Source organism: Pseudomonas sp. (assembly GCF_049300855.1).
GTDB lineage: Bacteria > Pseudomonadota > Gammaproteobacteria > Pseudomonadales > Pseudomonadaceae > Aquipseudomonas.
In genome coordinates this window covers 1-11,637 of sequence record NZ_JBAQKH010000015.1, presented here as the reverse complement: position 1 = coordinate 11,637, position 11,637 = coordinate 1, and the positions used below count along the sequence as shown (strand labels likewise).

The 11,637-nt window shown below is 59.0% G+C and carries 14 protein-coding genes and 1 pseudogene; 7 read left to right on the top strand and 8 right to left on the bottom strand.

Features of this window, described 5'->3' with window-relative positions; genetic code table 11:
* Positions 1-91 precede the first annotated feature (91 nt).
* From WA225_RS05185 to WA225_RS05175, 3 genes and pseudogenes are all read right to left on the bottom strand, one after another.
* Complete coding sequence (locus WA225_RS05185; RefSeq protein ID WP_116032877.1) at positions 92-463, bottom strand: glutathione S-transferase N-terminal domain-containing protein; 372 nt, start codon at positions 461-463, stop codon at positions 92-94.
* Positions 464-566: 103 nt separating this feature from the next.
* Positions 567-1,112, bottom strand: coding sequence for a GTP cyclohydrolase I FolE (gene folE, locus WA225_RS05180; RefSeq protein WP_010456659.1), 546 nt, complete (start codon positions 1,110-1,112; stop codon positions 567-569).
* Positions 1,113-1,134: 22 nt separating this feature from the next.
* Positions 1,135-1,377 (bottom strand): annotated as a pseudogene (locus WA225_RS05175) (site-specific integrase); the annotation flags it as partial.
* Between the two features lie 255 nt (positions 1,378-1,632).
* On the opposite strand from WA225_RS05175, the gene WA225_RS05170 reads away from it, so the two are divergent.
* Positions 1,633-2,253, top strand: coding sequence for a hypothetical protein (locus WA225_RS05170; RefSeq protein ID WP_422607115.1), 621 nt, complete (start codon positions 1,633-1,635; stop codon positions 2,251-2,253).
* 142 nt (positions 2,254-2,395) lie between these two features.
* On the opposite strand, the gene WA225_RS05165 is transcribed toward WA225_RS05170, so the two are convergent.
* The 3 genes from WA225_RS05165 to WA225_RS05155 form a co-directional block, all read right to left on the bottom strand.
* A complete protein-coding gene (locus WA225_RS05165; protein WP_422607114.1) occupies positions 2,396-2,953 on the bottom strand; it encodes a Smr/MutS family protein in 558 nt (185 codons plus the stop codon).
* 74 nt (positions 2,954-3,027) lie between these two features.
* Positions 3,028-3,348, bottom strand: a complete 321-nt coding sequence (locus tag WA225_RS05160) for a hypothetical protein (protein WP_003223191.1) — start codon at positions 3,346-3,348, stop codon at positions 3,028-3,030.
* Positions 3,349-3,478: 130 nt separating this feature from the next.
* Positions 3,479-4,069 carry a cysteine hydrolase family protein gene (locus WA225_RS05155; protein WP_422607113.1) on the bottom strand — a complete coding sequence of 197 codons (591 nt, stop codon included), beginning with the start codon at positions 4,067-4,069 and terminating at the stop codon, positions 3,479-3,481.
* Between the two features lie 239 nt (positions 4,070-4,308).
* On the opposite strand from WA225_RS05155, the gene prmB reads away from it, so the two are divergent.
* Positions 4,309-5,217: a 50S ribosomal protein L3 N(5)-glutamine methyltransferase gene (gene prmB / locus WA225_RS05150; RefSeq protein WP_422607112.1), complete on the top strand. Its 909-nt coding sequence runs from the start codon at positions 4,309-4,311 to the stop codon at positions 5,215-5,217.
* A 125-nt stretch (positions 5,218-5,342) separates the two neighbouring features.
* Here the strand turns inward: prmB and WA225_RS05145 are convergent, their stop codons facing one another.
* Positions 5,343-6,134 carry a hypothetical protein gene (locus tag WA225_RS05145; protein WP_422607111.1) on the bottom strand — a complete coding sequence of 264 codons (792 nt, stop codon included), beginning with the start codon at positions 6,132-6,134 and terminating at the stop codon, positions 5,343-5,345.
* Between the two features lie 102 nt (positions 6,135-6,236).
* Positions 6,237-7,187: an alpha/beta hydrolase gene (locus tag WA225_RS05140; RefSeq protein WP_422607110.1), complete on the bottom strand. Its 951-nt coding sequence runs from the start codon at positions 7,185-7,187 to the stop codon at positions 6,237-6,239.
* Positions 7,188-7,317: 130 nt separating this feature from the next.
* Between WA225_RS05140 and aroC the strand changes: the two genes are divergently transcribed.
* The 5 genes from aroC to mtnC all read left to right on the top strand — a co-directional run bounded on the left by aroC (position 7,318) and on the right by mtnC (position 11,540).
* A complete protein-coding gene (aroC, locus tag WA225_RS05135; protein ID WP_099758435.1) occupies positions 7,318-8,409 on the top strand; it encodes a chorismate synthase in 1,092 nt (363 codons plus the stop codon).
* Between the two features lie 34 nt (positions 8,410-8,443).
* Positions 8,444-9,589 carry an MFS transporter gene (locus WA225_RS05130; RefSeq protein ID WP_422607109.1) on the top strand — a complete coding sequence of 382 codons (1,146 nt, stop codon included), beginning with the start codon at positions 8,444-8,446 and terminating at the stop codon, positions 9,587-9,589.
* Positions 9,586-10,212 carry a methylthioribulose 1-phosphate dehydratase gene (locus tag WA225_RS05125; protein ID WP_034151739.1) on the top strand — a complete coding sequence of 209 codons (627 nt, stop codon included), beginning with the start codon at positions 9,586-9,588 and terminating at the stop codon, positions 10,210-10,212. The genes WA225_RS05130 and WA225_RS05125 overlap by 4 nt, the downstream gene beginning before the upstream one ends.
* Positions 10,213-10,306: 94 nt before the next feature.
* Positions 10,307-10,852: a 1,2-dihydroxy-3-keto-5-methylthiopentene dioxygenase gene (locus tag WA225_RS05120; RefSeq protein ID WP_422607108.1), complete on the top strand. Its 546-nt coding sequence runs from the start codon at positions 10,307-10,309 to the stop codon at positions 10,850-10,852.
* Between the two features lie 4 nt (positions 10,853-10,856).
* The gene (gene mtnC / locus WA225_RS05115; RefSeq protein WP_422607107.1) at positions 10,857-11,540 is read left to right on the top strand and encodes an acireductone synthase; all 684 of its coding nucleotides are present in this window, start codon (positions 10,857-10,859) and stop codon (positions 11,538-11,540) included.
* Positions 11,541-11,637: the final 97 nt, after the last annotated feature.

The window sequence follows — 11,637 nt, the reverse complement described above, 5'->3', positions numbered from 1 at the left end:
CAAGCCAGCTCCCACAGGTTTTGTGAACGCCACAGATCACTGTGGGAGCTGGCTTGCCAGCGATGAGGCCCTCAGCATCACCACATAATCATCAGACTGCCGCGAAGCGCTTATCCAGATAATCAATAATCACCTTGGACTCATACATCCAGGTCGTCTGCCCATTCTCTTCAATGCGCAGGCAAGGCACCTTGATCCGGCCGCCCTGGTCCAGCAGCGTCTGACGATCCTGTTCATTGTTCTTCGCATCTTTCAACGCCACCGGCACGTTCAAACGGCGCAGCGTACGGCGGGTTTTCACGCAGAACGGGCAGGCGTGGAACTGATACAGCGTCAGGTCTTTTGCCGCTGCATCCACTTGAGCTTGAGCCGCTGCGGGACGTTTTTTCTTGCCCGGACGGGTGATGAAGTCGATGAAGATAACCAGTTGGCCGAGGCCGACACGAAGCGCTTTGACGAACACGTTTAAAGCCTCACGGTGCAAATTGAGAAAGGCGCGCAGCTTACCCGATTTTTCCCGGGCGAAAAAAACCGGCGATGAATGCCGGTTTTTTTCGTGTAACGAATTACTTGATCAGGCTGAGGAATTCGCTGCGGGTTGCGGCGTTTTCGCGGAACTCACCCAGCATCACCGAGGTGATCATCGACGAATTCTGCTTCTCGACACCGCGCATCATCATGCACATGTGCTTGGCCTCGATCACCACGGCTACGCCCAGCGCGCCGGTGACCTGCTGGACTGCATCGGCGATCTGGCGGCTGAGGTTTTCCTGAATCTGCAGACGACGTGCATACATGTCGACGATGCGCGCAACTTTCGACAGGCCCAGCACTTTGCCGCTCGGGATATAAGCGACGTGGGCCTTGCCGATGAACGGCAGCAGGTGGTGTTCGCACAACGAGTACAACTCGATGTCCTTGACCAGCACCATTTCGCTGTTGTCGGAGCTGAACAGGGCACCGTTGGTGACCTCTTCGAGCGTCTGTTCATAACCGCGGCAGAGGTACTGCATGGCTTTGGCGGCACGCTTTGGCGTGTCGAGCAGGCCCTCGCGGGAGACGTCCTCGCCCAATTGGCCGAGAATCGCGGTGTAGTTCTGTTCCAGTGTCACAGGGGCTGATTCCATAAGGGTTTCAGAGGGGTACTGTTTCTGTCTGTACCAATTTTGTACCAATCAAGCTGTTTTCGAGCTTACCGAGTTCAACCCAGTCAGAGCTGGGGTGGGTCCATCGGGCGTAAGTCGATAGCAACATCTGAACGCTATGACCGAGCTGAGTGGCAATAAACGCAGGGTTCATACCCGCCATGAGGCACATGGTAGCGTATGTGTGTCGGCAGTTGTATGGCCGGCGGGCGCGAATCCCCAATTCGATCAGCGCGGCCTGAAACGCTCACCGACACCCAGAGCGCCAGACCCGATCTCTCACTTCAGCGAATTTATCGAGTAAAATCGCCGGCCGCAGGTCACCTTGACCCTGTAAAGAACCCACAGAGCGGCTGCGTGTCGAGGCTGAGCCTTGGCATGTGGAAGGCAACAAACGTTGAGTGAAAGGTTCATTGAAACGACGGCCCGAAAGGGCCTTTTGCATTACCTGGATGCGATTTTCGCGCCTGTTAGCCAAAGGAAAATCATGAAAAGTACAATCAATGATATGGCGTTTACCGAGCGTCGCCGCGTGCCTGTGAGGGCTTTATTGGGCGGTGTTTTATTCTTGGTCATGGCCATCCAGGGGTTCCGTATGGAATCCAATGGAATCGCTGCGCTGCTGCTAGTGTGCTCGTTATGGTACTTGGGCATGGCGTGGCTGAATCGCAACGCGGGTTCGCAAACTTTGATGATCCTCAAGGACAAGGGCATCTGGTTTTTCAATGCTGATGGGTTAGTCCCTTACACATCGATTGAAGCCACAGAAGTCGAGTCGTACAGCGGGATAGCTCAGATGCAACTCAATACCGTACTTCATATCATTGCCGAAAGGGCTGACACCCTGCCGAACTTTAATGACAGCCGGTGGAAGATCTTTTTCAAGATGCCAAGTGCGCGCAAGGGTAAAGGCTTTCGTAAGCATCTTGTAGTGTTCAACTACGGTGGTCTGCGCGACGAAGACGGCAAAAACGTCGACTATGAAAACCTTGAAGAAGAACTGACGTACCGTATCGAAAAGGCTCACCACGAGGAACATGAACAGAGCAATTCGGTTTATGTGCCTTCATCGTCAGCAAACGATGCGCTGTCGCCTGTCACTCATTGAATCCCGCCTATCGCGACGGCCGCTGGCAGTGGGTGCATAGCCGACTGCCGAGAGCCGCCGTTCAGCACCGCCATTCGAACAGCTTCAGCAAAGTGAAAGCCTCGCATCGTGACTAACGATGCGGGCCTTCAAATGGGGCGGATTATTCGTCGCGACCTTCCATCATGGTGCGTTTAAGCATCACGTAAACCGCGCCGGCACCGCCGTGTCTGGCCTGGCACGAGCAGAAACCGAGCACTTGTGCATGCTGGCGTAACCAGGTGTTGACGTGGCTTTTGATCATCGGCCGCTTGCCGTCCAGACGCACAGCCTTGCCGTGAGTGACGCGCACGCAGCGGATTTCGAATTTGGTCGCTTCGGCAAGAAATGCCCAGAGGGTTTCGCGGGCCTTTTCCACGCTCATGCCGTGCAGGTCGAGGCTGCCTTCGAACGGGATCTGGCCGACCTTGAGCTTGCGCATCTGACTTTCCTGCACGCCGTCACGGGCCCACATCAATTCGTCTTCCGGGCCGACATCGATCACGAACTGATCGGACAGTCCATCAACCGTGGTGGCATCGGTGCGCACGGTGGCGGACTGGCGCAGCTTGGCGATCTGTGCGCGGTCAGCCTTGGGTTTGCCGGTGTCGGCGCGGTCGTGCTTGATCGGCTTGACGCCTTGGATCGCACTTTTGAACAGGGAAAAATCGTCGTCTTGCATGTCAGCCTCCGCGAAGGGCGGCCAGTTTACCCAAGTCGAAACAAAACGGCCCGGCAAAAAGCCAGGCCGGTGAGTCAGTCGTGTTTTTTCATCAGGTGCGGGGACATGTTCAGTTCCCGCGATTGCCGTGCGCGACGGCGGCAGCGACGCCACAGGGCGACACCGAAATACAGAAACAGCAAACCGACCGCCAGAATGATCGCCGAACCCGTTGGTGTGGCGTTCAAGTCACCAAGTGCCGGTGGGCGCCCGAGCAGGCTGGCGGCCCCGGCCATTGCCAACAGCACGCCGAACGTCGCCAGAATGGCGGCGATCGCTGCGCCGAATCGAAAACGCCAGTTGCTTTGGCCTTTGGGCCGCAAGCGGCGTGCGTCAAATCCATCGGATAACTTCATTCCGACCTTCCTCAATGGGTATCGGCCCTTCGACCGGGAGTTGACCGGGTTGTTCCTGAGGCTATGGCATTTGCGGCAAATGAGAGGATTTTGCAGATGAGCGGCGCCGTGAGCCGCTCATCAGAGCCGATCAGATCAGGTCTTGAGTCAGCGCGAGGGTGGCGAAGTTGTCCGCCATGATCGCCATTTCGGCTTCCTGCACGGCGGCGGCGCTGAGCACGCGGCCCTTGAATGGCAGGTCGCGGGTGGCGCAGGCGTCTTCCACCAGGGTGCAACGGAAGCCCAGGTTTTTCGCTGCACGCACCGTGGTGCTGACGCTGGAGTGGCTCATGAAACCGCAGACGATCAAGTCCAGCGAGCCAAGGTTTTGCAAACGGTCCAGCAACTCGGTGCCATGGAAGGCGCTCGGCAGCAGTTTGCCGATAATGGTTTCATCGCCTTGTGGCTCCAGGCCCGGGATGAATTCGCCGCGTTCGCCCTGCGGGTCGAACAGGCCACCGACGGTGCCGAGGTGACGCACGTGCACGATCGGCCGACCGGCTGCACGGGCTGCGGCAACCACTTGTTTGATGTTCGCGACGGCCGCGTCCATGCCGCTCAGGGCCAGCGGGCCACTGAGATACTCTTTCTGGGCATCGATGATGACCACGGTGGCATGGCTCAGTGTGGCCGCTGCGTAACCGCGACCGCTGAGTTGAAACATCGTTTTTGGAACGGACATTCTGGGGCTCCTTGGGGTGGGGCTTTTGCGACATTGTCCTCTGGCTGAGCGGTTCTGTGAATCGCTACCATCGTAGGCACCGTCGTTTCTGGCCTGCAGCCTTGTCAAGTTACACGTTCTGTTCAATAGCCGATGCAAAAAAAAGAAAACTCCTACCGTCGCCGCGATGTTTTTCCTGCGTCGTCGTCGCGCGTTTTGGCTGGTAGAATCGCCAGTCGTTTTTTCTGGAGTTCTGCCCCGTGATCACTTCCCGACTTCGTACCCTGCGCGACCACATTCGTTGGGCCGTCAGCCGCTTCCATGGGGAGGATCTGTTTTTCGGCCATGGCACCGACAATGCCTGGGACGAAGCCCGGCAGTTGGTGCTCGGCGCGTTGCACCTGCCATGGGAAATCGCCGACAGCTACCTCGATTGCGCGCTGGAAGACGACGAACTGGTCAACCTTCAGCGCCTGCTCAAGCGCCGTATCGAAGAGCGCATTCCCACCGCTTACCTGTTGGGTGAAGCGTGGTTCTGCGGCATGTCGTTCATCGTTGACGAGCGCGTGTTGATCCCGCGTTCGCCGATTGGCGAGCTGATCGAAAACCGCTTCGCCCCGTGGATCGGCACCGAGCCTGCGCGGATTCTCGACCTGTGCACCGGCTCCGGTTGCATTGGTATTGCCTGCGCCTACAAGTTCCAGAACGCCGAAGTGGTGCTGGCCGATCTGTCGTTCGAAGCGCTGGAAGTGGCCAATCAGAACATCGAGCGGCATGGCGTCGATGAGCGCGTGTACACCGTGCAGGGCGATGGTTTTGATGGGTTGCCGGGTCAGCGCTTCGACCTGATCGTGTCGAACCCGCCTTACGTGGATGCGGAAGATTTCGCCGACATGCCGGATGAGTATCAGCATGAACCGGAGCTGGGTCTGGCTTGCGGTGATGATGGTCTGAACCTGGTTCGTCGCATGCTCGCTGAAGCAGCGGATCACCTGACCGAGAAGGGTTTGCTGATTGTCGAAGTGGGCAACAGCCAGGTGCACGTTGACGCGCTGTACCCGGAAGTCGATTTCGCCTGGCTCGAATTCGAGCGCGGCGGGCATGGCGTGTTCATGCTGACGGCAGAGCAGTGCCGCGATCATCAGGCCCTGTTCGCTTCCCGCGTCTGACCCTTAAAAGCATCGCGGGCAAGCCCGCTCCCACAGGTTTTTGTGTGTACCGCAACATTCGGGTACGACGCAAAACCTGTGGGAGCGTGGCTTGCCCGCGATGGGACGGCCTCGGTCTTGAATCTTTACCGGTGCGTCGCAATCCAGATCAACAACCCCGCCTGAAACACCGCAAACGCCACCAGGCAAGTAATGGTAAAGCGCAGCCCTGCGTCTTCACGCTTGAACTTGCTGACCTTCTCGTCCTGTTTCTTCAGCTTCACTTCCTGCTCAGCCAGATTCTGCTCGGCTTGCTGCAGCATCTGCGCCGCTTCAAGAATCTCGACGATCTGCAGCTTCTCGCTGTTCCAGTCGCCGAGCAGATCCCCGACCAGCACATCCTTGATGCTGCCTTTCAAATGCTGGGCATCGGCGTACACCACATCAAAGCCGTGCACGCGCAGGAAATGATCGCGACGCAGGCGCGTGTCTTCGTTCAGCGCGTCCTTGTTGTTCAAGTCCATGCCGTCGACGGTGTAGGCGGGCCAGCGTTTTTTCGCCCAAGTGATGCCTTGTGCGGCCATGAAACGGCCGATCCCGCGATTCAGCGGTTCGATCTGCAAGCCGCTGTCCGGGCCGAAACTCACGCGCTTGGTGGCGTGATCGACCCACACATCAAGGTGATTCTGCTCTTTGCGAACGCGCTGGTTCGGCAGTTTGATCGCCATGCGCATCAGGCTTTTTTCTTTGCTGTTGCGCTCGGCGTAACCGAATTCGACGAAGCGCAACGGCCGCCCGCCGGTGTTGCGGTCGGTCTGCAGCGGGGCCAGGCGGAGCATCTTGTGGTGCTCGACGTGGACATCCGCCCACGGCAGCTCGACCGCTGGTGGTGCGTCTTTTTCAGCGGTGGTGTCGGGTGAAGTCTGGGTATCAGTCATAACGGCGAGATCCTGTCCAAGCCCTGCTTGTCGCCAGCAGTTGTGCTGGCGACAAAGGCTTATCGGCCGTTTCTTTCAGGACTAGAGGGTAAACGGCGCTTATCAGGTGCGAAGTCCGTCAATAAACTCGATGATTCTCGCGCCAAGTTCTGCCGCCAGCGGCAAATTCGGATCTTTGTACGAGGCCAATTGCCGCTTCATGTCGTTGTGCACGATGCGCATGACATGGTTCATGCCTTCAATCACCACCAGTTCGGCGTCCGGTTTGACGGCTTTGAGGCGTTTCGCGTCTTCGGTACCGACTTGAATGTCGTTGCTGCCCTGAACAATCAGCGCCGGCATCGTCAGTTGCGCGAAAGCCTTTGCCGGATCCTGACGGAACAGCGAAATCAGATACGGCTGCACGCTCGGGCGGAAAATCACCTGCAATGGCTGCGGGACGTTGTCATCGGTGTGACCGGACTTGAGGCTGTCGAGCAATTCATTGCTGCGCAGCATCAGCGGCGGGGGCAGGCTGCGCGCCAATTGCTCGCGAATCACCTGATCGACCGGCCGAGCGCTGCCCGACAGAGAAATCACCGCCGCCGCATCGACTTTCGGCGCGGCGAGACTGGCAATCAGCGCGCCTTCACTGTGGCCGAGCAGGATCAATTTGCCGAAACGCGGATCGGCCTTAAGCTTTTGCCCCCACGCTACCGCGTCCGCCGCATAGGCTTCGATCGACAAATTGCGCTCATCCGGCGTCGCCGCGAGGCTCGCCGCAACCCCGCGTTTGTCGTAACGCACGCTGGCGATGTTGTGTTTGGCCAACACCCACGCCAGCCGTTTCAGGCTGTCATTGCGTCCGCCGTCGGGGTTGTTTCCGTCACGGTCTGTAGGACCCGAGCCAGAAATGATCAAGACAACCGGCACAGGGTTGTCGGATTTCGGCAGCAGCAGCGAACCGAAAAGTTCACCAGTGCCGGTATCCAAAGTGACCGGGCGTTGTAGGACCGTCGCTTGGGCAAAGCCCGTAAACAGGGTAAGACTCAAGATCAAAACTCGCAGCATCATCACGCCATCATTCGCCAAGGTGCCGGTTGGACTCACCAACACCACTAAGGTTCGAGGATGAACTAGTCGGTTAGCCTGCGTATACTGGCGCGCATCACGAATTTGGGTTTGATTTCACGGAGCGTCCTGCATGTCCGGCAATACCTACGGCAAGTTGTTCACTGTCACCACCGCTGGCGAAAGCCATGGTCCGGCGTTGGTCGCCATTGTCGACGGCTGCCCGCCGGGCCTGGAGATCTCCCTCGAAGACCTGCAGCGCGACCTCGATCGCCGCAAGCCGGGCACCAGCCGCCACACCACCCAGCGTCAGGAAGCCGACGAAGTCGAAATCCTCTCCGGCGTGTTCGAAGGGCGCACCACCGGTTGCTCGATCGGCCTGCTGATCCGCAACACCGACCAGAAGTCCAAAGACTACTCGGCGATCAAGGATCTGTTCCGCCCGGCCCACGCCGACTACACCTACCACCACAAATACGGCGAGCGCGATTACCGTGGCGGTGGCCGCAGCTCGGCGCGCGAGACCGCAATGCGCGTGGCCGCGGGTGCAATCGCCAAGAAATACCTGGCCACCCAAGGCATTGTCATCCGTGGCTACATGAGCCAGCTCGGCCCGATCGAAATCCCGTTCAAGACCTGGGATTCGGTGGAAGACAACGCCTTCTTCAGCCCCGATCCAGACAAAGTCCCGGAGCTGGAAGCCTACATGGACCAGTTGCGCCGCGACCAAGACTCGGTCGGCGCAAAAATCACCGTGGTTGCCGAAGGCGTGATGCCGGGTCTGGGCGAGCCGATTTTCGATCGTCTCGACGCCGAACTGGCCCATGCGCTGATGAGCATCAACGCGGTCAAAGGCGTGGAAATCGGCGCCGGTTTCGCCTCGGTCGCGCAGCGCGGCACCGAACACCGCGATGAAATGACTCCGGAAGGTTTCCTCAGCAACAACGCCGGCGGCATCCTCGGCGGTATCTCCTCCGGTCAGCCGATCGTTGCCCATCTGGCGTTGAAGCCGACTTCCAGCATCACCACCCCGGGTCGTTCGATCGACATCCACGGCAATCCGGTGGACGTGATCACCAAGGGCCGTCACGACCCGTGCGTCGGCATCCGCGCCACGCCGATTGCCGAAGCGATGATGGCCATCGTGCTGATGGATCACCTGCTGCGTCACCGTGGGCAGAACGCCGATGTGCGCGTGAGCACGCCGGTGCTGGGTCAGCTTTGATGGCAGGCCTTGAAGCCGGCGCGGCATAACCGGCGTGGCGGCGCTTCCTTACTGGCGGTTGTCCAGTTTCTACCTGTTCTATTTCGCCTTGCTCGGGTCGACAGCGCCGTTTCTGGCGCTGTACTTCGATCACCTCGGCTTCAGTCCGGCGCGGATCGGTGAGCTGGTCGCCATTCCGATGCTGATGCGCTGCGTGGCGCCGAACATCTGGGGCTGGCTTGGCGATTACACCGGCAAACGCCTGGCCATCGTGCGCTTCGGCGCGGTGTGCACGCTGCTGACCTTCTCGTTGATTTTCGTCAGCAAAACCTACGCCTGGCTGGCGATGGTCATGGCCTTGCACGCGTTCTTCTGGCACGCGGTGCTGCCGCAGTTCGAAGTCATCACCTTGGCGCATTTGCAGGGGCAGACCTCACGTTACAGCCAGATCCGCCTGTGGGGCTCGATCGGTTTCATCATCACCGTGGTCGTACTGGGCCGGCTGTTCGAATGGCTGAGCCTCGACATCTACCCGGCGGCGCTGGTGTTGATCATGGCCGGCATCGTCCTCAGCAGTTTATGGGTGCCGAATGCGCAGCCGCCGCAAGGCAATCGGCCGAGCGGTGAGGGCTTTCTCACACAACTGCGTAATCCCGGCGTGCTGGCGTTCTACGGCTGCGTAGCGCTGATGCAAATGAGCCACGGCCCGTATTACACCTTTCTGACCCTGCACCTGGAACGACTCGGTTACACACGCGGCACCATCGGCATGCTCTGGGCCGTGGGTGTGGTCGCTGAAGTGTTGATGTTCCTGGCCATGAGCCGGATTCTCGCGCGGTTTTCCCTGCGCCGGGTGTTGATGGCAAGTTTTCTGCTGGCGGCGCTGCGCTGGTTGCTGCTAGGTTCGTTCGCCGAGTTTCTTTGGGTGTTGCTGTTCGCGCAGATTCTGCATGCGGCGACATTCGGCAGTTTTCACGCCGCTGCCATCGCTTTCGTGCAACGTAGCTTTGGCGCACGCCAGCAAGGGCAGGGCCAGGCGCTGTACGCCGCACTGGCCGGCACCGGCGGCGCCATGGGCGCGTTGTATTCCGGTTACAGCTGGAATGCCCTCGGCGCGACATTGACCTTTAGTATTGCCAGTCTCGCGGCGCTCGCTGCTGCCGTTATCATTGCCACACGTATGCAAGAGGACAGGCCATGAGCCTTACGCGTGAACAACTCGCCCAGCAAATCGTCGACGCCGGGCGTTTTCTTTATGGTCGCGGCTGGTCGCCGGCCACCAGCAGCAATTACTCGACACGCCTGTCGCCGAGCGAAGCGCTGCTGACCGTGTCGGGCAAGCACAAGGGTCAGTTGGGTCTGGACGATGTGCTCGCCACCGATCTTTCCGGCAACAGCCTGGAGCCGGGCAAAAAGCCGTCCGCCGAAACCCTGCTGCACACCCAGCTGTATAGCTGGCGGCCGGAGATCGGCGCGGTGCTGCACACCCATTCGGTCAACGCCACGGTGTTGTCGCGCCTGACCCCGGAAGACTTCATCGAGTTCGAAGACTATGAACTGCAAAAAGCCTTCAGCGGCATCTCGACCCATGAATCACGGGTGCGCGTGCCGATTTTCGACAACGATCAGGACATTGCGCGCCTCGCGGCCAAGGTGCAGCCTTGGCTCGACGCCCATCCCGATTGCGTCGGTTATCTGATTCGCGGCCACGGCCTCTATACCTGGGGCGCGCAGATGAACGACGCGCTGCGCCAGATCGAGGCCTTTGAATTTCTGTTTGAATGCGAGTTGAAAACCCGCAGCGTCATGAACCGCCAAGGCTGACTTCACCAAAAGTAGCCCATTTGCCTGATGAAATGCTGTGCCCGACCGGTCTGCAAGAACCGGACGGCAAGGCCGATACCGAGGAATTGCCCCAATGAGCAGCCTGTCCGTCTATCACGTCACAAGCCCCGACATTCCCAACAAAGTACTGACCCACTTTGAAGACATCGCCTCGACCCTGGCCGAGCAGGGCGTGCGCTTCGACCGCTGGCAAGCCGCCGCAAAAATCCAGCCCGGCGCCACCCAGGAAGAAGTGATCAGCGCTTATAAAGAGCAGATCGACCAACTGATGACCGAGCGCGGTTACATCACCGTCGATGTCATCAGCCTGAACAGCGATCACCCGCAAAAAGCCGAGCTGCGTGCCAAGTTCCTCGAAGAACACCGCCATGGCGAAGACGAAGTACGTTTTTTCGTCGCTGGTCGTGGGCTGTTCACTTTGCACATCGACGATTACGTCTACGCCGTACTCTGCGAGAAGAACGATCTGATCTCGGTACCGGCCGGCACCAAACACTGGTTCGATATGGGCGAGCATCCGCACTTTGTCGCGATCCGTTTGTTCAACAACCCTGAAGGCTGGGTTGCCAACTTCACTGGCGAAGACATCGCCGGGCGTTTCCCGCGTCTGGAGGACTGATTCGATGTCGATCAAAGCCATTGTCACTGACATCGAAGGCACCACCAGCGCGGTGAGTTTCGTGTTTGACGTGTTGTTTCCGTACGCGGCCAAACACCTTCCGGATTTCGTTCGGCAGAACGCCGAACGTGCCGATGTTGCCGAGCAACTCGATGCCGTGCGCCGTGACAGCAATGCACCGCAGGCGGATGTTGAACGGGTTGTAGAAATTCTCTTGAGCTGGATCGAGGAAGATCGCAAAGCCACGCCGCTCAAGGCCTTGCAAGGCATGGTCTGGGCCCAGGGTTATCACGCCGGGCAGTTGAAAGGGCATGTTTACCCGGATGCCGTTGAAGCGTTGCGCCGCTGGCACGCGGCCGGTTATCAACTGTTTGTGTATTCGTCGGGTTCGATTCAGGCGCAGAAGCTGATTTTTGGTTGTTCCGAGGCGGGGGATTTGACGCCGTTGTTCAGCGGGTATTTCGATACGACGTCGGGGCCCAAGCGTGAGGCGCAGTCTTACTCCAACATCCAGCAAGCCATCGGTGTTGAAGCGGGGGAGATTCTGTTCCTCTCGGACATCGTCGAAGAGCTCGACGCCGCACAATCGGCAGGCTTGCAAACCTGCGGCCTCGCCCGTGAAGGCGGGGAGCTGGGCAGCCACATCACCGTCGACACCTTCACCGGCATAGAACCCGAAGCCTTCTAACCACAAAAAACCAATGTGGGAGCGAGCTTGCTCGCGAAGGCGGAGTATCAGGCGAAAAATTTATCCCTGACACACCGCCTTCGCGAGCAAGCTCGCT